Source organism: Piscinibacter sp. XHJ-5, assembly GCF_029855045.1.
Lineage (GTDB): Bacteria > Pseudomonadota > Gammaproteobacteria > Burkholderiales > Burkholderiaceae_C > Albitalea.
This window is the reverse complement of the sequence record NZ_CP123228.1, coordinates 3,063,172-3,083,408: the sequence shown is the minus strand read 5'-3', so window position 1 is coordinate 3,083,408 and position 20,237 is coordinate 3,063,172. Positions and strand designations below refer to the sequence as shown.

The following is a 20,237-nucleotide window of genomic DNA, read 5'->3' as shown; positions in this document are numbered from 1 at the left end:
GAAGTAATGCGGCCATTGTCAGCGATGCGATGCGGGTCTCGAAGGAGCGCTTGCCCTAGTCGCTCGTGTCGCGTCTGCGACAGGCGACGGGCGCGCGGCGCGCTTCTTCCGTGCAACCGGCGTACCAGGCGTCTTCGCTTGCGTGGCGTCGGAAGCCGGCGCCACCGTCGGCGGCAGGGCCTTCAGTTCCGCGAAGGCCTCGTGGATGTGCGTGGCCAGCTCGGCGACCTGCGGCATCGCCTTGCCGCAGGCCATCATCCCGAAGTCGAGCGACTCGTTGTAGCTCTGCACCGTGATGTTGAGCGCGACACCGTGCACCACGATGGAGGTCGGGTAGTTCACCAGCATCCTGCCGCCTGCCATGAAGAGCGGGAAGGCCGGACCCGGCACGTTGGAGATGGCGACGTTGGCGATCGGCGGGATGCGGTCGGCCACCTTCGCGCGGCCGTACACGGCACTCACCGCACTCATCAGCCACGGCACGCCGAGCGACGGGAAATCGATCGGCATCAGCGTCTTCACGCTGCCCAGGGACGCCTTCATCGCCGCGGTGGCCGCCTTCACGTAGAGCAGCCGCTTCATCGGATCGGCCACGTGGGTGCCGAGGTTGACGACGGTCATGGACGCCTGGTTGTTCGACGAGGTGTCGCCCGCCGTGCGCGTGGACACGGGCACCGCGGCCACCAGCGACTTTCGGGGCAACGGCCCGTGGTCGAGGAAGTAGCGTCGCAGCGCTCCGCTGCAGACCATCAGCACGACGTCGTTGAGCGTCGCGTCGTGCGCGCGGCGCAGCGCCTTCAGCTCGGCCATCGGCAGGCTGGCCGACGCAAAGGCGCGCAGCGGCGTGACCGACGCGTTGAGCCGAGTGCGGGGCGCCAGGCCCAGGCTCACGGATTCTTCCGCCGGCTTGGACTTGCCCCGCACCTTGGCCACCGCCGCCCCGGTGACGCCGCTCGCGCCTTGCCGCGCCACCTGGGACAGCGCACCCACGGTCGAGGGCAGGTTCTTGACCACGTTGGCGTACTGCTGGAGCTGGTTGGCGAACACGCCGCTCAGCATCTCGGCCATTCCGATGTGCAGATTCTTCGGCGGGCGCTGCTCGTGCTGGATGTCGCGCGGCTCGGGGCTCACGTCGAGGATGGCGGCCGCGAGCGCCACCGCGGCCTGGCCGTCCACGGCCGCGTGATGCAGCTTGGTGTACATGCCGTAGCGCTTTTCCTTGTTCGGCCCCGGCGCCATGCCTTCGAAGACATAGAACTTCCACAGCGGCTTGTCGCGCTCGATGAGCAAGGGATGGAGCTTTCCGACCTGCGTTTCGAGGTCAGTCATGGTCGCGCCCTTGCGCAGCTTGACGGCCTCGATGTGCTCGTCGAGATCGGGCACCGCATCGACCCACACGGGGTTGGCAAGGTTGAACGGCATCCATGCGAGCTTTCGCCGCAATGCCGGCGCCAGCGGCAGCCGTGCGGCCATGTGGCGTCGCATGTCGGCGACGAAATCGCCCTTGTAGCCCGCCGGCAGCTCGAACACGTGCAGCGCCCCCACATGCATCGGCATCTCGGGCGTCTCCATGTACAGGAAGCTGGCGTCCAGCCCCGAGAGCTGCTTCATGCGGGATCCTCCTTGGTGTTGGCTGCGGCCATGCTAGGACCGCCTGTCGGCGGCGGCCCTGAGGGGAAGCCCTACAACCCGCTGAGCGGATGCTTGCCGGCCGGCCACGGGTCGGCGAAGAAGGCCAGCGCGGCCTGCGGCGAGAGGTCTTCGATGCGCGGCGGATTCCAGCGCGGCGCGCGGTCCTTGTCGATGGTCAATGCGCGAATGCCTTCGATCGTCTCGCCATGGCGAAAGCAGTGCCACACGAGGATGCGCTCCATGCGCAGATCGTCGGCCAGGGTCATGGTGCGGGCGCGCCGAAGCTGCTCCAGCGTCACGGCCAGCATCAGCGGCGAGCGGCGCAACAGCACGGCGAGCGTCTGCTGGGCCCACTCGTCGCGGTCTTGCCGCAGCGAGTTCACGATCGCGCCCACGCTGGCGTGCGCGAAATGCAGATCGATGGCTGCGCTGTGCGCCAAGAGTGACCCGCCAGGTGCGGCTTGCGCGCGAGCGGCCACCGCGGCACGCACTTGCGCTTCGTTGTCCATCGGCTGGTCGAGCAGCGACTCCAGCATCGCGGGCAAGTCTTCGGCGCGCACGTGCACATCGGCCAGCCCCAAGGCGATCGCGTCGCCGGCGCCGAGCACGTGCCCGGTGAGCGCAAGGTACTCGCCCATGCGGCCGGGACAGCGCGACAGGAACCAGCCGCCTCCGACGTCCGGAAAGAGCCCGATGCCGGTCTCGGGCATGGCCATCTTCGTGCGCTCGGTGACGACGCGCAGCGCCGCCCCCTGCGCGATGCCCATGCCGCCGCCCATCACGATGCCGTCCATCAGCGCGACCACCGGCTTCGGATATCGATGCACCAGGTGGTCGAGCCGGTACTCCTCGGTGAAGAAGTCGTCGAGCAGCGGGTCGCCTGCCAGTGCCGCCTGATGGAAGAAGCGCAGGTCGCCGCCGGCGCTGAAGGCAGGACTCTTGCCCTCCCGCGAGGTGCCGCGAATCACGACGGCGGCAATTTCGCCATCGTCGCGCCATGCCTGCAAGGCCTCGCCGATCGCGCGGACCATCCCCAGGGACAGTGCGTTCAGCGCGTGCGGCCGGTTCAGCGTGAGCAGTCCGATGCCGCGGTGTCGCTCGGCAACCACCCAGAGGGCTTCGTCATGGCTCATGCCCGACGCCGCAGGCCCCAGGCTTCGTTCAATGCCAGCGTGCCCAGCACCAGCGCGCCGCCGGTGAGCACCTGCGGCGCCGGCTGCTCGTTGGCGCCCAGCCAGGCCCAGGCGATGCCGAAGACGATTTCCAGCAGCGCCAGCAGCGAGATCTCGGGCGCGGGCAGGAAGCGCGCCAGCCGCACCGACAGCGCACAGGGAATGGCGAGCTGGAACAACCCCAGCATGGCCAGCAGACCGATGTCGTGCGCTGTCGCCTGGAACGGCATCGAGAGCGGCAAGGTCACGGCGCTGGAGATCAGCGCGCCGATCAGCAGCGCGGGCACCAGGTCGACCGACTGGCCGCTGCGCTGCAGGATGTTCCAGTTGATCGCCCCGGCGATCGGCACGCCGAGCGCGACCAGCGTGCCCATCAGATGCCGGCTGTCGGCGCTGACGTTCGCGCCGTACATCCACGCGATGCCGGCGCCCGCGACGACGATGGCGAGCCAGGTGCGCGGTTTCACGGGATGGCCCAGCATGAAGCGCGCGAGCAAGGCCGTGAACAGCGGCGCCACGCTCATCGTCACCAGCACGTTGGCGACGGTGGTCAGCGTGATGGCCACCATGAAGCAGGTGAACATCACGCTCCACATGAGGCCCGAGATCCACAGCGCCTTGCCTCCCGCCATCAGCAGCCGGGGCGTCTGGCGGCCGTGCGCGACCGCGTAGTACGCGCCCAGCGGGATCGCGGTGAACAGGCTGCGCCAGAACGTCACCTCGAAGCTCTGGGCCGAATCGAGAAAGCGGGTGACGACGCCGGCGATGCTCCACAGGAGCGTCACCACGATCATTCCCGCGAGGGCACGGCGATGACTCATCGAAGTTCGTTGCCGGCGACTGCCGGCTGGTCGTTCAAGCTGGAACCCGCTTGGCGGGGACAGGGGTGCCACATCAGGTCCGCCGCGCGAGCCGCGAAGCGGCTATGCGGCCTCGCGGCTGGCGCGCTTGCGTTCGTGTTCCTTCAGGTGGCGCTTGCGGATGCGGATGGATTTTGGCGTGATTTCCACGAGCTCGTCGTCGTCGATGAATTCGACTGCGTACTCCAGCGTGAGGATGATGGGCGGCGTGATCTTGATCGCGTCTTCCTTGCCTGACACGCGGAAATTGGTGAGCTGCTTGGCGCGCACCGGATTGACGACGAGGTCGTTGTCGCGCGAGTGAATCCCGATCACCATGCCTTCGTACAGCGGATCGCCCGCCTTGACGAACATGCGGCCGCGGTCATCAAGTTTGCCGAGCGCGTAGGTCACCGCCTCGCCGTCGTCCTGGCTGATCAGCACCCCGTTCTTGCGACCTTCGATCTCGCCCTTGTACGGCTCGTAGCTGTCGAAGATGTTGCTGATCAGGCCGGTGCCTCGCGTGAGGTTGAGGAACTCGTTCTGGAAGCCGATCAGCCCGCGCGCCGGGATGCGGTACTCGAGGCGCACGCGGCCCATGCCGTCGGGCTCCATGTTGACCAGCTCGGCCTTGCGTTCGCCCAGCGCCTGCATCACCGCGCCCTGGTGCTGGTCCTCGACATCGGCGGTCACCAGCTCCATGGGCTCGCAGCGCTCGCCGTCGATCTCCTTGAACACCACGCGAGGCTTGGACACTGCAAGCTCGTAGCCTTCGCGGCGCATGTTCTCCAGCAGGATCGTGAGGTGCAGCTCGCCGCGGCCCGACACCTCGAACACGCCATCCTCGTCGGTGTCGCGCACCTTCATCGCGACGTTGGACTGCAGCTCGCGGTCGAGCCGGTCGCGAATCTGTCGGCTGGTGACGAACTTGCCTTCGCGGCCCGCCAGCGGCGAATTGTTGACGCAGAAGTTCATCGTCAGCGTCGGCTCATCGACCTTCAGCATCGGCAACGGCACCGGGTTCTCGATGTCCGTCAGCGTGACGCCGATGCCGATGCCTTCGATGCCGTTGATCAGCACGATGTCGCCCGGGCCGGCTTCGCTGGCCTGTTGGCGCTCGAGACCCTCGAACTTGAGGACCTGGTTGACCCGCGCGGTGAAGGGGGCGCTGTCCGGGCCACTGTAGACCGCGACGTTCTGCATGGGCCTGAGCGTGCCCTGGTTGACGCGGCCGATGCCGATGCGCCCGACGTAGGTCGAGTAGTCGAGCGAGCAGATCTGCAGCTGCAGCGGGTCAGCGGGACTGCCCTCGTGCGCAGGCACGTGGCGCAGGATGGCGTCGAACAGCGGCGCCAGGTCCGTGCCCGTCTCACCCTTGGTGAGGGTCGCCCAGCCGTTGAGGCCCGAGGCGAAGATGACCGGAAAGTCGAGCTGCTCCTCGGTCGCGCCGAGCTTGTCGAACAGGTCGAAGGTGGCGTTGATCACGTAGTCGGCGCGCGCGCCCGGCCGGTCGACCTTGTTGACGACGACGATCGGCTTGAGTCCCAGCGCCAGCGCCTTCTTGGTGACGAAGCGCGTCTGCGGCATCGGGCCTTCGACGGCGTCGACCAGCAGCAGCACGCTGTCGACCATCGACAGGACACGCTCGACCTCGCCGCCGAAGTCGGCGTGTCCCGGGGTGTCCACGATGTTGATGTGCGTGCCCTGCCACTCGACCGCGCAGTTCTTCGCCAGGATGGTGATGCCGCGCTCGCGCTCGAGGTCGTTGCTGTCCATCACGCGCTCGGCGACCTTTTCGTTGCTGCGGAAGGTGCCGCTTTGCCGCAGCAGCTGGTCGACCAGCGTCGTCTTGCCATGGTCGACGTGGGCGATGATGGCGATGTTTCGGATCTGTCGGGTCATGCTGTGTTCTCTCGAGCTTGCAGGAGGCCTTGCACCTCCACCGGGCTCAAGAGCCTGTTGGAAATCAGTTCGCCGCCGGCGATGTGGCCGCTGCCAAGAAAGGCCTTGGGCTGCGGCCCGTACACCCGCACGTTCGGTGCGTCGGCGAGCGGGAGTCGGCGGCGCACGCCGCTGAGGAAGCGGCCGGCGTCCTGGTCGTCCAGGCGCACGGCGGGCCACTCGGCCAGCAGCGTGTCGGCGTCCAGCAGCGTCGCGTCGCGGCCTGCCTCGCTCATGACGGCAAGCTGCTGGAGGGTCACGCTGCCTTGCAGCGTGAGCGGGCCGCTGCCGGTTCGACGCAGCGCGATCAGGTGGGCGCCGCAGCCAAGCGCCTCGCCGATATCCTCGGCCAGCGTGCGGATGTAGGTGCCCTTGCTGCAGCGCACGTCGATGATCCACTCGTCGTGCAGGCCGCCCATCAGGGTGATCTCGCGGATGGCAACGCGGCGCGGCTGGCGCTCTATCTCGATACCGGCGCGTGCGTATTCGTACAGTGCCTTGCCGTCGCGCTTGAGGGCCGAGTGCATCGGCGGGACCTGCTCGATCTCGCCGACGAAGCGCGCGCAGGCGGCGCGCAGGTCGGCGGCGTCCACGTTCACCGCGCGACGCTGCAACACCTCGCCTTCGACGTCGCCGGTGCGGGTGGTGATGCCCAGCTTCAGCGTGGCCGTGTAGCGCTTGTCGGCGTCGAGGCTGACCTGCGAGAACTTGGTCGCCGCGCCGAAGCACAGGGGCAGCAGGCCGGTCGCCAACGGATCCAGCGTGCCGGTGTGACCGGCCTTCTCCGCGCGATAGAGCCGCTTGGCCTTCTGCAATGCATCGTTGCTCGACAGGCCGAGCGGCTTGTCGAGCAGGAGGACGCCGTGGACGGGGCGTCGGGGGATGCGTTGCGCGGCGGCCTGCATGCGAGTCGTCTCAGTCTTCCTTGGCCCGGTTCGCGTTCGCCTGGTTGATCAGCAGATTCAGCTCCGCCGCCCGCTCCGTCGTCCGGTCGAAGACGAAATGCAATGTCGGCACCGTGTGGATCTGCAGCCGCTTGAACAAGCCATTGCGGATGTAGCCGGCCGCCTCGTTCAGCGCTTCCTCGCACTCGTGCGGATCGCCGACCAGCAGCGAGAAGAACACCTTGGCATGCGCATAGTCGGGCGACACCTCCACCGCGTGGATGGTCACCATGCCGATGCGCGGGTCCTTCAGCTCCCGGATGAGCTCGGCCACGTCGCGCTGGATCTGGTCGGCGACGCGAAAGGCGCGGTTGGGAATGGATCGCTTGTGCTTCATCTTGGGCTCCCCATCAAACACAAACCCCGCCTGATGTCCTCAGGCGGGGTTCGGGGATGAGGCCCGCTCCGCCTGCTACAGCGTGCGAGCGACTTCCTTGACCTCGAAGAACTCCAGCTGATCGCCTTCCTTGATCTCGTTGTAGTTCTTCAGCTTGATACCGCACTCGAAGCCTTCCTTGACCTCGCGCACATCGTCCTTCAGGCGGCGCACGGACTCGATCTCGCCGGTGTAGACGACCACGTTGTCGCGCAGCAGGCGGAAGCGCGCGCCGCGGCGCACCACGCCGGAGGTGACCATGGAGCCGGCCACGGTGCCGATCTTGGAAGCCACGAAAACGGTGCGGATCTCCGCCGTGCCGATGACTTCTTCCTTCTGCTCCGGCGCCAGCATGCCGGTCATCGCGGCCTTCACCTCGTCGACCGCGTCGTAGATGATGTTGTAGTAGCGGATGTCGACGCCGTTGCCCTCGGCCAGCTTGCGCGCGCCCGCATCGGCGCGCACGTTGAAGCCCACGATGACGGCCTTGGAGGCAATCGCCAGGTTGATGTCGCTCTCGCTGATGCCGCCCACCGCAGCGTGCACGATCTGCACCCGCACCTCGTCGGTCGACAGCTTGGTCAGCGACTGGGCCAGCGCTTCCTGCGAGCCCTGCACGTCGGCCTTGATGATCAGCGCCAGCGTCTGCGCCTCGCCCTGCCCCATGTTCTCGAACATGTTCTCGAGCTTGGCGGCCTGCTGCTTGGCCAGCTTCACGTCGCGATACTTGCCCTGGCGGAAGGTGGCGATCTCGCGTGCGCGGCGCTCGTCGGCAAGCACCATGAACTCGTCGCCGGCCTGCGGCACCTCGGTCAGGCCCTGGATCTCGACCGGCAGCGAAGGGCCGGCTTCGGCGGTGGGCTTGCCGTTCTCATCGAGCATGGCCCGCACGCGTCCGTAGCTGGAACCCGCCAGCACGACGTCGCCGCGCTTGAGCGTGCCCGACTGCACCAGCACGGTGGCCACCGGACCGCGGCCCTTGTCGAGCTGCGCTTCGATGACAAGGCCCTTGGCCGGCGCGTCCTTGGCGGCCTTCAGCTCGAGCACCTCGGCCTGCAGGAGCACCTGCTCCAGCAGATCGTCGACACCTTGGCCGGTCTTGGCCGACACCGGCACGAACGGCGAATCGCCACCGAAGTCCTCGGGCACCACTTCCTCGGCCACCAGCTCGCTCTTGAGGCGCTCGACGTTGGCCTCGGGCTTGTCGATCTTGTTCATCGCGACGACGATGGGCACGCCGGCGGCCTTGGCGTGGTGGATCGCTTCCTTGGTCTGCGGCATGACGCCGTCGTCGGCGGCCACCACCAGGATGACGATGTCGGTCGCCTTGGCGCCGCGCGCGCGCATCGCCGTGAAGGCGGCGTGGCCCGGCGTATCGAGGAAGGTGATCATGCCGCGCGGCGTGTCGACGTGGTAGGCGCCGATGTGCTGCGTGATGCCGCCCGCCTCGCCTGCCGCCACGCGGGCGCGGCGGATGTAGTCGAGCAGCGAGGTCTTGCCGTGGTCGACGTGGCCCATGACGGTGACCACGGGTGCGCGCGGCAGCATCTCGTGCGCCTGCTCGCCCTCGCCCTCTTCGGCCAGGAAGGCCTCGGGATCGTCCAGCTTGGCGGCGAACGCCTTGTGGCCCATTTCCTCGACGACGATCATCGCCGTCTCCTGGTCCAGCTGCTGGTTGATGGTGACCATCTGGCCCAGCTTCATCAGCTGCTTGATGACCTCGGAGGCCTTGACCGACATCTTGTGCGCCAGGTCGGCGACGCTGATGGTCTCGGGAATGTGCACCTCCTGCACTTGCTGCTCTGCCGGAGCGATGAAGCTCGACACACCGCCATCGCCACGCTCGCCGCGGCGCGACCCGCCGCGCGGCGCACGCCAGCCCGCGCGAGCACCGCCGGCGGGCATGTCGCTGCGGCCCTTGACGGCCCGCTTCTTGGCCGCGTCGTCCGCCCAGCTCGAAGACAGCTTCTCCGACTTGACGGACTTCTTGTCGCCCGGCTTGGCCGCGCCCGGCGCGGCCGCAGCGGCCGTCCCCGGGGCCGCGGCGGCCTTGTGGATGGTGCCCTTGATGCCTTCCTTGCCCGCTTCGGGCTTGGCGACTTCCTCCGGCTTCTTGGCCGTCAGCACCTTCTTCGGCTGCGACATCATGGCGCGGATGGCAGCGGCTTCGTCCTCGGCCGCCTTGCGGCGCTTGGCCAGATCGGCGGCGCGCTGCTTCTCCTCGTCGACGACGTCGGCGGCCTTGATGACGCGCAGCGCCGGCTTGGGCGCCTCGGCGGGGACCGCCGCCGCGACCGGCGCGGCGGCGACCGGTGCCGCGGCCGCTGGCTTGGCGGCGCCCTTGGAAGTCGCCTTGGTCACCGGCGCGGCAGCTGCCGCCTTTGCCGCTGCAGCGGCCTGTTCCGCGGCGGCCTTCGCCGCGGCTTCAGCGGCTTCTCGCTGGCGCGCTTCGGCCGCTTCGCGCTCGAGGCGTGCCTGCTCTTCGCGCTGGCGGCGCTTCTCCTCGAGCTCCTCCTCCTGGCGGCGCAGCAACTCGGCCTGCGCCTGCGCTTCAAGCTCGCGGCGTTGCAGTTCGGCCTCGTCGACCGCCGGTGCGGCCGGCGCCTCGGGTGCGACCGGCGAGTCGTCGCGCCTGACGAAGGTGCGCTTCTTGCGCACTTCGACCTGGATGGTGCGGGCCTTGCCGCTGGCGTCTGCCTGCTTGATCTCGCTGGTCGACTTGCGGGTGAGCGTGATCTTCTTGCGCTCGCCGCCGGCAGTACCGTGGGCGGAGCGCAGATGGTCGAGCAGCCGTTCCTTGTCCGCGTCGGTCAGCGTGTCAGCCGTCGACGCCTTTCTGACGCCGGCCAACTGCAGCTGCTCGAGCAGCGCCGTGGCGGAGCGGTTGAGCTCTGCGGCGAGTTGGGCGACGGTGGTCACAGCCATTGTGAAATCCTTGCTTGGGTCTTGCGGTGCGGCTTGCGTTCGGTTGACGGCGGATCAGGCAGTGAACCAGTGTTCGCGAGCCTTCATGATCAACGCCTTGGCGTGCGCTTCGTCGACACCGGTCATTTCGGTCAGCTCGTCGACCGCCAGGTCAGCGAGGTCGTCGCGGGTGTGGATGCCGCCGTCGGCGAGCTTCTCGATCAGCTCGGGACTCAGCCCTTCGAGGTCGCGCAGGTCCTGCGACACGTCCTCGACCTTCTCCTCGCGGGCGATTTCCATCGTCAGCAGCGCGTCCTTGGCACGGGTGCGCAGCTCGTTGACGGTGTCCTCGTCGAAGCCTTCGATGTCGAGCATTTCCTGCATGGGCACGTAGGCGACTTCTTCCAGGCTGGAAAAGCCCTCGGCGATCAGGATGTCGGCCACCTCGGCATCGACGTCCAGCTTCTCGACGAAGAGCTTGCGCACGGTGTCGCTCTCCTCGGCTTGCTTGGACGCCGACTCCTCGGCGGTCATGATGTTGATGCGCCAGCCGGTGAGCTCGGAGGCCAGGCGCACGTTCTGGCCGCCGCGCCCGATCGCGATCGCGAGGTTCTCCTCGTCGACGACGACGTCCATCGCATGGCGCTCCTCGTCCACGACGATGGACTGCACGTTGGCCGGGGCCAGCGCGCCGATGACGAACTGCGCCGGGTCCTCGGACCACAGCACGATGTCGACACGCTCGCCTGCGAGCTCGTTGGTGACAGCGTTGACGCGAGAGCCGCGGACGCCGACGCAGGTGCCGATCGGATCGACACGCTTGTCGTGCGACAGGACGGCGATCTTGGCGCGGCTGCCGGGATCGCGGGCGCAGCTCTTGATCTCGAGCAGGCCCTGCTCGATCTCGGGCACTTCCTGGGCGAACAGCTCCATCATGAAACCCGGAGCGCTGCGCGACAACAGGATCTGCGGCCCGCGCAGCGTGGGATCCACCTCGGCGATGAAGGCACGCACGCGGTCGCCGGTGCGCAGGTTCTCCTTGGGGATCATCTCGCTGCGGCGCAGACGTCCTTCGACACGGCCCGATTCGACGATGATGTCGCCCTTGTCGAGACGCTTGACCGTGCCGACGAAGATCTTCTCGCCGCGCGACAGGAAGTCGTTGAGGAGCTGCTCGCGCTCGGCATCGCGGATCTTCTGCAGGATGACCTGCTTCGCGGCCTGCGCACCGATGCGGCCGATGGAGACCGATTCCACCGGCTCCTCGATGTAGTCGTCGACCTCGATGTCGGCGATCTGCTCGAGCGCCTCGAAGTGGAGGATCTCCGAGTCGGGCAGCTGCAGACCAGCCTCGTTTGGAACGACGTGCCAGCGGCGGAAGGTCTCGTAGTCGCCGGTTTCGCGGTCGACGGAGACGCGGATGTCCACATCGCCGCCGTGCAGCTTTTTCGACGCCGACGCAAGCGCCGCCTCGACGGCGCCGAACACCACCTCACGGTCCACGCTCTTCTCGCGGGAGATGGCGTCCACCAGCATCAACAATTCGCGGTTCATTATTCTCGACCTCCAACCTCTGCATCGGCTTGCGGCTTGTCGTCCGCCGCAGCCACCGGGGCCGGCGCGAACCGGCGCCCCTTGAAATCGACCACCGGCACGAGCCGGGCTTCGCGCACCTCTTCCAGCGAGAAATCGAGCGCCTGGTCGCCCTTGCCGTCGTTGAAGACCACACGCCAGCCGTTGCCTGATTCCTGGGCGCCGAGCACTCCCTGGTACTTCTTGCGTCCCTGGAACGGCAGCTTCAGCGTGAGCTCGATGGACTGTCCGGCGAAGCGGGCGTAGTCGGCCGGCTTCTTGAGCGGCCGGTCCAGCCCGGGCGACGACACTTCGAGCCTTTCATAGGCGCAACCCTCGACCTCCAGCACGTGCTGGAGCTGGCGGGTCACCCTTTCGCAGTCGTCCACGGTCACGAATTCCCCTTGCGGGTCGTTCGGCAGCCGGTCGATGAAGACGCGCAGGAGCCCGCGAGCGCTGCGCTCGGTGTCCACGAGGTCGTAGCCCAACCCGGTGACGGTGCGCTCCACTGCGGCCTGCCAATTCATCGATGTCGAAATCTGCGTGTTCAAAAAGCGATTGAGAAAAAGGTCCCAAGCAAAAAAAATGGGCTGGAAGAATCCGCCCATGCAGCTTTCTCGGGAAAAGAAGATTGTAGCCCGATGTGCCAGTACAAGCAACACCTGCGCCTGTCAAGTCCACCTGTCGCGCGGGGTTCGCCAAGGCTTCACGACGCCCGGGCGGGCGAACCCGGACGCCCACCGGCCGCGTGCCAAAATCGCGGGCTGACATCCAACGGGGAGACACCATGGGATTCCTGGCCGGCAAGCGCTTTCTGATCACCGGCGTGCTGAACAACCGATCCATCGCCTATGGCATCGCACGTGCGTGCCACCGCGAAGGCGCCGAGCTCGCGTTCAGCTACCAGGGCGAGCGCTTCAGGGAACGTATCGCCGAGTTCGCGGCCGAATTCGGCTCCAGCCATACCTTCGAGCTCGATGTCGCGGACGACGCGCAGATCGAACGGGCCTTCGCGCAGCTGGGTGAGGTCTGGCCCCAGTTCGACGGCTTCGTGCACGCCATCGGATTCGCTCCGCGCGAGGCGATTGCCGGCGATTTCCTGGAGGGCCTGTCCCGTGAGGCCTTCCGCATTGCCCACGACATCTCCAGCTACAGCTTCCCGGCCATGGCCAAGGCCGCCGCTCCGCGCCTGCGTACCGGTTCTGCACTGCTGACGCTGAGCTATCTCGGTTCACTGCGCAGCGTGCCCGGCTACAACACCATGGGCCTCGCCAAGGCCTCGCTGGAAGCCAGCGTGCGTTATCTGGCGTCCAGCCTGGGCCCCAAGGGCGTGCGCGTCAACGGCATCTCGGCCGGCCCGATCAAGACGCTGGCCGCTTCGGGCATCAAGGGCTTCGGCAAGATCCTTGACGTGGTCGCCGCAAACGCCCCGCTGCGTCGCAACGTCACCATCGACGACGTCGGAAACGTCGCCGCCTTCCTGCAGTCTGACCTGGCCGCCGGCGTGACGTCGGAGATCACCTATGTCGACGGCGGCTTCAGCCACGCGATGGCGGGCGGCTCGGAAGTGTCCGCCTAGCCGCTGGCGGGCGTGCAGCTTCTACAACTCTTCCAGCGCGCGGGCGGCCCCCACCAGCGCCGGTGAGGTCTTCGCCTGCACCACGTAGGTGGGAATGGCCTGCACGTAGGGGCTGAGGCGGCCCTTGCTCTCGAAGCACTGCCGGAAACGCGAGCGGTCGATGGCCTCGCCCAGGCGCGGGACGATGCCGCCTCCGATGTACATGCCGCCGCGCGTTCCCAGCGACAGCGCGAGGTTGCCGGCGACCGTGCCGAGAAATGCGAAGAAGAGGTCGAGCACCTCGACGCAGATCGGATCCGTCGCGGCGAGCCCGCGCTGCGTGATGTCGGACGCCTCCTGCAGCGCGGGTGTCTGGACGGCCAGGTCGCACAGCGCCTGGTAGAGGTTGACGATGCCCTGCCCCGACACCGCCCTTTCGGCCGAGGCATGCCCGAAACGCCGGCGCAGCGCGTCGATCACCTGATCCTCCCGCTCGTTGGTGGCCGCCAGCGTGACATGGCCGCCTTCGCCGTTGATCGGGATCGCCCGATGGCCGCTGTCGGCCTGCAGCAGCCCCGACACGCCCAGGCCGGTCCCCGGCCCCAGCAGACCGAGCGGCGCACCGGCCACGGCGACTCCTCCGCCGACCTGCCGAAGCTCGTCCGGCGGCAGCACGGTGAGCGACAGCGCCAGCGCGGTGAAGTCGTTGATGACCAGCAGGCGCTCCAGACCCAGGTCACGCTGCATCCCGGAGATCGAGAAGGACCAGTGATGGTTCGTCATCTGCACCCGGTCGCCGACGATGGGGTTGGCGATGCCGATGGCGCACCAGCGCGGCGCAGCCTTGCCATGGCGGCCGAGGTAGTGGCGCATCGCATCGAGCAGCGTGGCGTGCGCCGCCGCCGGCAGCGTGTCGATGTCGCCGAGCGGCGCGCCGGCGGACGCCATCCATGCGAAGCGCGCGTTCGTGCCGCCGATGTCCCCGACCAGCCGGGGAAAGGTGTCTGTCATCTCGGTTGCGTCCTTTGAGCTTGGCACTGCGTGAGCGCCGGTGCGTCACCGCGAGCGCGGCGCGACATTTTTGCAGTTCGCATGGCCAGAACGGGAACAACCTGGTTTCGAACTGCCCTCAGGCGCGAAGCAGCCTCACCGAAAAGGTGCTGCCGCGTCCGGATTCGCTCTCGACCGACATGCTGCCGTGCATCTGGTCGACCAGCAGCTTGGCCACGACCAGGCCGAGGCCGGTCCCCGGGACCTCCGCGGGCGCGCCCAGCCGCTTGAACGGCTGGAACAGGTTCGACTGCTGTTCGCGCGTCAGGCCCTTGCCTTCGTCCGACACCATCAGCCACACGTGGCGCTCGTCCTCGCGGCAGGCAATGGTGAGCCGGCCACCACGCGTGTTGAATTTGCACCCGTTGCTGAAGAGGTTCACCAGCACCTGCTGCAGCCGCTGGGGATCGGCCTGGACCATCGCCGGACGGCGTGGCAGGCGATCCTCCATGCGGATGCCGAAGGACGCCCGCTCCGGCTCGACGATGTCGAGGCTGGTCCGCGCGATGGCGACGAGATCAGTCGGCTCCACCTGCAGCTCCAGCGAGCCCGAGTCCACGCGGCTGATGTCGAGCACATTCTCGACGAGCCGCAGCAGCTGCTCGCCACTGTCGAGCAGGATGCGCACCCGCTTGCTCTGGTTGGCGGTCAGCGGCTCGGACGGATCGATGGCCAGCAGCTGCGCCACGCCGAGCACGGCGTTGAGCGGCGTGCGCAGTTCATGGCTCAGACGGGAAAGGAACTCGATGCGCAAGCGCGTCGCGCGCTCGGCCGCTTCCTTGTCGAGCGCCAGCTGCGCCTGCGCGATCTCGGCGCTGACGTCGCGCAGCACGCCCACCATGCGCGTGCGGTCTTGCGATTGCGCATCGCGCATGCGTCCGATCGCCTCCAGGTGGCACAGCTCGCCATCGGGCAGCACGACCCGCCAGCGGCTCTTGAACAGCCCTCCTTCGGCCGCAGCCCGATCGAGCCCCTGGCGAACGGAGGCCAGATCATCGGGATGAAGGATCCCGCGCAGGTCTGCGCGCTTGAGCGTCGCAGAGCCGCTGCCCAGCCCGCAGAGCGCTGCGCCTCGCGGGTCGAGTTCGAAGCGGTCGTCGGCAACGTGCCAGTCGAAAAGGCCGACGCCCGCTGCTCCGGCGGCGAGATCCCAGCGATGGTTCGCTTCGCGCAGGAGCTGCCCGTCCACCAGCTGATGGTGCATCGAACGGCGCACCAGCAGGACGCCTCCCAGGGCCAGCAGTGCTGCAAGCGCCAGCGTCACGGTCACCAGCAGCCGCTCGGTCTTGCGCGAGGCGCGTCCGAGCGTCGCTGAAAAGTACCGCTCCAGACTGGCGAGCCGGCTGTCGAGCGCATCCAGGTCGGTGAGCAAGGGAGCGAACGCGGTGGGCGCATCGCCGCGCTCGACGTGCGCATGGATGCGCACCCCGAGCTGCTGCAGCTGTTCGATCAGCCGGTCCCCTTCCGCCCAGGTCGACACTGCCTCTTCCATGAACTCGACATGGCGGAAGTAGCGGTAGAGGCGAATGAGACCGGGGATGTCGTCGGGCGCGTTCTCACCGGCCACGAAGCCGGCGTGCACGATCCCGAGATCCGGATGCGGCCGGTCCAGCTCGAGCCGTGCCTGGCGATCGCCCAGCGGCACGGCGAGCGCTTCCACGAAGCGCCGATAGTCGGCGGCCTGACCGTTGAGCGCATGCGCGCGCAGGTGCACCACGGCCGCGGCGCGGGCCTTGGACCACAGGCTCTCGCCGCCGACGTAGGCCCGCACGGCAGACAGCATGCTGAACCCGCCGATGCACAGCGCCAGCAGGAGCAAGATGGCCAGCACCAGCGGTCCGATCACGCCAAGCAGGGTCGTCCGGTCGGAGCGCACGCTGAGCATGCTGATGTGGAAATGGGTTGCGCGAAGCCGGCGATGTGGCTCAGTCGTCGCGCACGCAGTCGACGTAGTAGGTGCGACCCGCCTCGGCCTCGTCTTCCACGAGGCCGTGCACGTCGGTGTCGAAGCCGGGGAAAGCGGCGTTGAACTCGCGTGTGAAGCGCAGGAAGTCGACGATCTTGCGGTTGAACCGCTCGCCCGGAATGAGCAGCGGGATGCCGGGCGGGTAAGGCGTCAGCAGCGAGGTCGTGATGCGTCCTTCGAGGCGGTCGATCGGGACTCGCTCGGTCTTGCGGTGCGCAATGTACGAAAAGGCGTCGGCGGGCTTCATGGCCGGATGCAGGTCGGACAGGTACATCTCGGTGGTCAGCCGCGCAATGTCTCCCTTGGCATACATCGCATGGATGCTCTGGCACAGGTCGCGCAGGCCCATGCGCTCGTAGCGCGGAAACGCGGCGACGAACTCCGGCAGAACGCGTCCCATCATCGCGTTGCGGTCGTAGTCGTCCTTGAACTGCTGCAGCGCCGTCAGCAGCGTGTTCCAGCGGCCCTTGGTGATGCCGATCGTGAACATGATGAAGAACGAATACAGGCCGGTCTTCTCCACGACCACGCCGTGCTCGGCGAGATACTTGGTGACGATGCTGGCGGGGATGCCGGTCTTGGCGAACCTGCCGGTCACGTCGAGTCCCGGCGTGATGATGGTGCTCTTGATCGGATCGAGCAGGTTGAAGCCTTCGGCGAGATCGCCGAACCCGTGCCACTTTTCGCCCGCCTTCAGCACCCAGTCGCTGCTGCTGCCGATGCCCTCTGCCGCCAGCTTCTCCGGTCCCCAGACCTTGAACCACCAGTCCTTGCCGAACTCCTTGTCGACCTTGCGCATGGCGCGGCGGAAGTCGAGCGATTCGAGGATGCTTTCTTCCACGAGGGCCGACCCACCCGGCGCTTCCATCATCGCCGCCGCCACGTCGCACGACGCGATGATCGCGTACTGCGGGCTGGTCGAGGTATGCATCAGGTACGCTTCATTGAACAGGTGCCTGTCGAGCTTTCGGTTCTGGCCGTCTTGAACCAGAACTTGAGAAGCCTGGCTGATTCCGGCCAGCAACTTGTGCGTCGACTGGGTCGCGAAGACGAGTTGGTCCTTCGGACGCGGCCGATAACGGCCCATCGCGTGGAAGTTGCCGTAGAAGGGATGGAAGGCCGCATGCGGCAGCCACGCCTCGTCGAAGTGCAGAGTGTCGATGTAGCCGTCGAGCGAGTGCTTGATCGTCTCGGTGTTGTAGAGCACACCGTCGTAGGTGCTCTGCGTCAGCGTGAGGATGCGCGGCTTGACCTTGCGCGCGTCCACGTTGGCCAGCAGGGGGTTGTTGGCAATCTTGCGCTGGATGGCCTCGATCGAGAACTCGCTTTGCGGGATCGGGCCGATGATCCCGTAGTGGTTGCGCGTCGGCGTGAGGAAAACCGGCACTGCGCCCGTCATGATGATCGAGTGCAGGATCGACTTGTGGCAGTTTCGGTCCACCACCACCACGTCGCCCGGCGCGACGGAGTGATGCCACACCATCTTGTTCGACGTACTCGTGCCGTTGGTGACGAAGAAGCAGTGGTCGGCATTGAAGATGCGTGCGGCGTTGCGCTCGCTGGCCGCCACCGGGCCGGTGTGGTCGAGCAGCTGACCGAGCTCCTCGACGGCATTGCAGACGTCGGCGCGCAGCATGTTCTCGCCGAAGAACTGGTGGAACATCTGGCCCACGGGGCTCTTCAGGAACGCCACGCCGCCGGAGTGGCCGGGGCAATGCCACGAATACGAGCCGTCCTGCGCATAGTCCATCAGCGCGCGGAAAAACGGAGGGGCGAGCGAATCCAGGTAGCTGCGCGTCTCGCGGATGATGTGCCGCGCGACGAACTCGGGCGTGTCCTCGAACATGTGGATGAAGCCGTGCAGCTCGCGCAGGATGTCGTTCGGGATGTGCTGCGAGGTGCGCGTCTCGCCGTACAGGTAGATCGGAATCTCGGCGTTCTTGAAGCGGATCTCCTTGATGAACTTGCGCAGGTTCAGCACCGCGGGATCCACTTCGGGGCCGGCAGTGAACTCCTCGTCGTCGATCGACAGGATGAAGGCGCCGGCGCGGCTTTGCTGCTGCGCGAACTGCGACAGGTCGCCGTAGCTGGTGGCACCCAGCACTTCGAAGCCCTCTTTGGTGATGGCGTCCGCCAGCGCCCGGATGCCGAGGCCCGAGGTGTTTTCCGAGCGGAAATCCTCGTCGATGATCACGATGGGGAAGCGGAAGCGCTGCATGGCGGACTCGCGGGACACAGTGAGAAAGCGCGAAGTGTAGGGCGGTTCGCGCGCTCGAACCCGCCGCTGGTGCTGTGCCGCGTCCTACACTGCGCGGCATCGGGGCCGGCAGCGCCCAAGGAGAAGGAATGGACATCTCGGCGTCGACGTTCTGGTGGGTGGCTGCCGGCATCGCCGTTGCCGCCGAGCTGACCACCGGGACGTTCTATCTGCTGATGGTCGCACTGGGACTGGCGTGCGCCGCGCTGGCCGCGCACCTGGGCCTGAGCGTGAGCGCGCAGCTCGTGGCAGCAGCGCTCGTCGGGGGCGGTGCCACCGCTCTGTGGCACTGGAAACGCGCCCGCGAGCCGCGTTCCGCTCCAGCGGAACGCAATCGCGACGTCAACCTCGACATCGGCGAACGGGTGCATGTGGCGGGCTGGGCGTCCGATGGGACGGCCCGCGTGCAGTACCGCGGCAGCACCTGGACCGCTCGCCTTGCGCCGGGCGCTACCGCGGCACCCGGCGAGCACCGCGTGATCGCCGTCGAAGGCAACTGGCTCGTGCTCGCACCTCCCGCTTCCCATTGAACGAAGGCACAACGACATGGAATCCGGACTGATACCGCTGGTCCTCGCCGTCATCGCGCTGATCTTCATCGTTCGCACGTTCAAGATCGTGCCGCAACAGCACGCCTGGGTGGTGGAGCGGCTTGGCAAGTACGACCGAACGCTGACGCCGGGGCTCAAGTTCGTCGTCCCGTTCATCGAACGGGTTGCGTACAAGCATTCGCTGAAAGAAGTTCCTCTCGACGTGCCGAGCCAGGTCTGCATCACCAAGGACAACACCCAGCTGCAGGTCGACGGAATCATCTATTTCCAGGTCACCGACCCGATGCGCGCGAGCTACGGCTCGAGCAACTACGTGTTCGCGATCACTCAGCTGGCGCAGACGCTGCTGCGCTCGGTGATTGGCAAGATGGAGCTCGACAAGACCTTCGAGGAGCGCGACGCGATCAATGCATCTGTGGTCAACGCGCTGGACGACGCGGCCGTGAACTGGGGCGTCAAGGTGCTGCGCTACGAAATCAAGGACCTCACGCCGCCCGCTGAGATCCTGCGCTCGATGCAGGCGCAGATCACCGCCGAGCGCGAGAAGCGGGCTCTGATTGCCGCCTCGGAGGGCCGCCGCCAGGAGCAGATCAATATCGCCACCGGCGAGCGCGAAGCGTTCATCGCCCGGTCCGAGGGCGAGAAGCAGGCGGAGATCAACAAGGCGCAAGGCGAAGCAGCAGCCATCGTCGCCGTGGCCGACGCCACCGCCGACGCGATTCGAAAGATCGCCGAGGCGATCCGTGCGCCAGGCGGCGACCAGGCGGTGCAGCTCAAGGTGGCCGAGCGCGCCGTCGATGCATTCGCACATCTGGCACAGAAGAACAACACGATGATCGTGCCGGGCAACATGACCGAAGTTTCGGCGCTGATCGGCAGCGCCATGACGCTGATCCGCGGCAAGCCACCCGCGACCGGCTGAGAAAGCGTGGCTGCGTGGGCTAAAATTCTGGGTTCCGGAGAGATGGATGAGCGGTTTAAGTCGCACGCCTGGAAAGCGTGTGTGGGTTAACAGCCCACCGCGGGTTCGAATCCCGCTCTCTCCGCCAGGACACCTTTGAAGCGCACGGGCCGACACATCGGCCCGTTTGCTTTTGCGCGTGTTCGCGCAATGCGTCACACGTTTCGCATCGACGCCCCGTGTCGTGTGGCGGCCAATCACCGGACACTGGATGGACCGTTCCGCTTCGCCGAGAGCCGCGCATGTCCTTGCTTCGTTCGATCCTCCGCCAACGCGCCATGCGCCTCTATCTGCTCGGGCACTTGCTCGTCCTTGTCGGTGCCGGTTTGATGGAAATGACTCAATCGATGCTGCCGATGGCGCTGGCAGCATCGGCGGCCGTGATGCTGATGGTTCCGCTGTTGCGGCAGCTGGGTGCCCGCTTCGCGCGCAGCCGCGCTGACCCCACCCGTCACTGATCGATCCCAGTCGCCGAAAAAAACGCCCTGCACTGCAGGGCGTTTTTCATGGGAGT

The 20,237-nt window shown here is 67.1% G+C and carries 16 protein-coding genes and 1 tRNA gene; 5 read left to right on the top strand and 12 right to left on the bottom strand.

Going from position 1 to position 20,237, the window contains the following annotated elements; translation table 11 throughout:
• Nucleotides 1-18: 18 nt before the first annotated feature.
• The 9 genes from P7V53_RS14535 to rimP all read right to left on the bottom strand — a co-directional run bounded on the left by P7V53_RS14535 (nucleotide 19) and on the right by rimP (nucleotide 11,907).
• Complete coding sequence (locus tag P7V53_RS14535) at nucleotides 19-1,611, bottom strand: wax ester/triacylglycerol synthase family O-acyltransferase (protein ID WP_280156183.1); 1,593 nt, start codon at nucleotides 1,609-1,611, stop codon at nucleotides 19-21.
• 71 nt (nucleotides 1,612-1,682) lie between these two features.
• The gene (locus P7V53_RS14530; protein WP_280156182.1) at nucleotides 1,683-2,765 is read right to left on the bottom strand and encodes an enoyl-CoA hydratase/isomerase family protein; all 1,083 of its coding nucleotides are present in this window, start codon (nucleotides 2,763-2,765) and stop codon (nucleotides 1,683-1,685) included.
• A complete protein-coding gene (locus P7V53_RS14525; RefSeq protein WP_280156181.1) occupies nucleotides 2,762-3,625 on the bottom strand; it encodes a DMT family transporter in 864 nt (287 codons plus the stop codon). Before P7V53_RS14525 ends, P7V53_RS14530 begins: the two co-directional genes overlap by 4 nt.
• Nucleotides 3,626-3,727: 102 nt before the next feature.
• Nucleotides 3,728-5,545 (bottom strand): translational GTPase TypA, encoded by a 1,818-nt coding sequence (gene typA / locus P7V53_RS14520; RefSeq protein WP_280156180.1) that lies wholly within the window; start codon nucleotides 5,543-5,545, stop codon nucleotides 3,728-3,730.
• Nucleotides 5,542-6,489: a tRNA pseudouridine(55) synthase TruB gene (gene truB / locus P7V53_RS14515; protein ID WP_280156179.1), complete on the bottom strand. Its 948-nt coding sequence runs from the start codon at nucleotides 6,487-6,489 to the stop codon at nucleotides 5,542-5,544. The genes typA and truB overlap by 4 nt, the downstream gene beginning before the upstream one ends.
• A 10-nt stretch (nucleotides 6,490-6,499) precedes the next feature.
• Entirely contained in the window at nucleotides 6,500-6,865 is a 366-nt protein-coding gene (gene rbfA / locus P7V53_RS14510) for a 30S ribosome-binding factor RbfA (protein WP_280156178.1), read from the bottom strand.
• 75 nt (nucleotides 6,866-6,940) lie between these two features.
• The gene (gene infB, locus P7V53_RS14505) at nucleotides 6,941-9,829 is read right to left on the bottom strand and encodes a translation initiation factor IF-2 (protein ID WP_280156177.1); all 2,889 of its coding nucleotides are present in this window, start codon (nucleotides 9,827-9,829) and stop codon (nucleotides 6,941-6,943) included.
• Nucleotides 9,830-9,883: 54 nt separating this feature from the next.
• On the bottom strand, nucleotides 9,884-11,362 hold the full coding sequence (gene nusA, locus P7V53_RS14500) for a transcription termination factor NusA (protein ID WP_280156176.1): 1,479 nt from the start codon (nucleotides 11,360-11,362) through the stop codon (nucleotides 9,884-9,886).
• Nucleotides 11,362-11,907 (bottom strand): ribosome maturation factor RimP, encoded by a 546-nt coding sequence (gene rimP / locus P7V53_RS14495; protein ID WP_280156515.1) that lies wholly within the window; start codon nucleotides 11,905-11,907, stop codon nucleotides 11,362-11,364. Before rimP ends, nusA begins: the two co-directional genes overlap by 1 nt.
• A gap of 260 nt (nucleotides 11,908-12,167) precedes the next feature.
• On the opposite strand from rimP, the gene fabI reads away from it, so the two are divergent.
• Nucleotides 12,168-12,959, top strand: coding sequence for an enoyl-ACP reductase FabI (gene fabI / locus P7V53_RS14490; protein ID WP_280156175.1), 792 nt, complete (start codon nucleotides 12,168-12,170; stop codon nucleotides 12,957-12,959).
• Nucleotides 12,960-12,980: 21 nt separating this feature from the next.
• On the opposite strand, the gene glk is transcribed toward fabI, so the two are convergent.
• From glk to P7V53_RS14475, 3 genes are all read right to left on the bottom strand, one after another.
• Nucleotides 12,981-13,949 (bottom strand): glucokinase, encoded by a 969-nt coding sequence (glk, locus tag P7V53_RS14485; RefSeq protein ID WP_280156174.1) that lies wholly within the window; start codon nucleotides 13,947-13,949, stop codon nucleotides 12,981-12,983.
• Nucleotides 13,950-14,067: 118 nt separating this feature from the next.
• Entirely contained in the window at nucleotides 14,068-15,873 is a 1,806-nt protein-coding gene (locus P7V53_RS14480; RefSeq protein WP_280156173.1) for a PAS domain-containing sensor histidine kinase, read from the bottom strand.
• Between the two features lie 40 nt (nucleotides 15,874-15,913).
• Nucleotides 15,914-18,172 (bottom strand): arginine/lysine/ornithine decarboxylase, encoded by a 2,259-nt coding sequence (locus tag P7V53_RS14475; protein ID WP_280156172.1) that lies wholly within the window; start codon nucleotides 18,170-18,172, stop codon nucleotides 15,914-15,916.
• 128 nt (nucleotides 18,173-18,300) lie between these two features.
• On the opposite strand from P7V53_RS14475, the gene P7V53_RS14470 reads away from it, so the two are divergent.
• The 4 genes from P7V53_RS14470 to P7V53_RS14455 all read left to right on the top strand — a co-directional run bounded on the left by P7V53_RS14470 (nucleotide 18,301) and on the right by P7V53_RS14455 (nucleotide 20,181).
• The gene (locus P7V53_RS14470) at nucleotides 18,301-18,741 is read left to right on the top strand and encodes an NfeD family protein (protein ID WP_348273475.1); all 441 of its coding nucleotides are present in this window, start codon (nucleotides 18,301-18,303) and stop codon (nucleotides 18,739-18,741) included.
• 16 nt (nucleotides 18,742-18,757) lie between these two features.
• Nucleotides 18,758-19,684 carry a stomatin-like protein gene (locus P7V53_RS14465; protein WP_280156171.1) on the top strand — a complete coding sequence of 309 codons (927 nt, stop codon included), beginning with the start codon at nucleotides 18,758-18,760 and terminating at the stop codon, nucleotides 19,682-19,684.
• Nucleotides 19,685-19,720: 36 nt separating this feature from the next.
• Nucleotides 19,721-19,811 (top strand) — tRNA-Ser (locus P7V53_RS14460).
• 190 nt (nucleotides 19,812-20,001) lie between these two features.
• On the top strand, nucleotides 20,002-20,181 hold the full coding sequence (locus tag P7V53_RS14455; RefSeq protein ID WP_280156170.1) for a hypothetical protein: 180 nt from the start codon (nucleotides 20,002-20,004) through the stop codon (nucleotides 20,179-20,181).
• Nucleotides 20,182-20,237 lie beyond the last annotated feature (56 nt).

Excerpts from the sequence above, each read along its gene's own strand:
- rbfA (WP_280156178.1), bottom strand. The coding sequence starts at position 6,865 with ATGAAGCACAAGCGATCCATTCCCAACCGCGCCTTTCGCGTCGCCGAC.
- P7V53_RS14535 (WP_280156183.1), bottom strand. The coding sequence starts at position 1,611 with ATGAAGCAGCTCTCGGGGCTGGACGCCAGCTTCCTGTACATGGAGACG.
- nusA (WP_280156176.1), bottom strand. The coding sequence starts at position 11,362 with ATGAACCGCGAATTGTTGATGCTGGTGGACGCCATCTCCCGCGAGAAG.
- P7V53_RS14470 (WP_348273475.1), top strand. The coding sequence starts at position 18,301 with ATGGACATCTCGGCGTCGACGTTCTGGTGGGTGGCTGCCGGCATCGCC.
- rimP (WP_280156515.1), bottom strand. The coding sequence starts at position 11,907 with ATGAATTGGCAGGCCGCAGTGGAGCGCACCGTCACCGGGTTGGGCTAC.
- P7V53_RS14480 (WP_280156173.1), bottom strand. The coding sequence starts at position 15,873 with ATGCTCAGCGTGCGCTCCGACCGGACGACCCTGCTTGGCGTGATCGGA.
- P7V53_RS14525 (WP_280156181.1), bottom strand. The coding sequence starts at position 3,625 with ATGAGTCATCGCCGTGCCCTCGCGGGAATGATCGTGGTGACGCTCCTG.
- glk (WP_280156174.1), bottom strand. The coding sequence starts at position 13,949 with ATGACAGACACCTTTCCCCGGCTGGTCGGGGACATCGGCGGCACGAAC.
- P7V53_RS14465 (WP_280156171.1), top strand. The coding sequence starts at position 18,758 with ATGGAATCCGGACTGATACCGCTGGTCCTCGCCGTCATCGCGCTGATC.
- typA (WP_280156180.1), bottom strand. The coding sequence starts at position 5,545 with ATGACCCGACAGATCCGAAACATCGCCATCATCGCCCACGTCGACCAT.
- P7V53_RS14475 (WP_280156172.1), bottom strand. The coding sequence starts at position 18,172 with ATGCAGCGCTTCCGCTTCCCCATCGTGATCATCGACGAGGATTTCCGC.
- P7V53_RS14530 (WP_280156182.1), bottom strand. The coding sequence starts at position 2,765 with ATGAGCCATGACGAAGCCCTCTGGGTGGTTGCCGAGCGACACCGCGGC.
- P7V53_RS14455 (WP_280156170.1), top strand. The coding sequence starts at position 20,002 with ATGCGCCTCTATCTGCTCGGGCACTTGCTCGTCCTTGTCGGTGCCGGT.
- truB (WP_280156179.1), bottom strand. The coding sequence starts at position 6,489 with ATGCAGGCCGCCGCGCAACGCATCCCCCGACGCCCCGTCCACGGCGTC.
- infB (WP_280156177.1), bottom strand. The coding sequence starts at position 9,829 with ATGGCTGTGACCACCGTCGCCCAACTCGCCGCAGAGCTCAACCGCTCC.
- fabI (WP_280156175.1), top strand. The coding sequence starts at position 12,168 with ATGGGATTCCTGGCCGGCAAGCGCTTTCTGATCACCGGCGTGCTGAAC.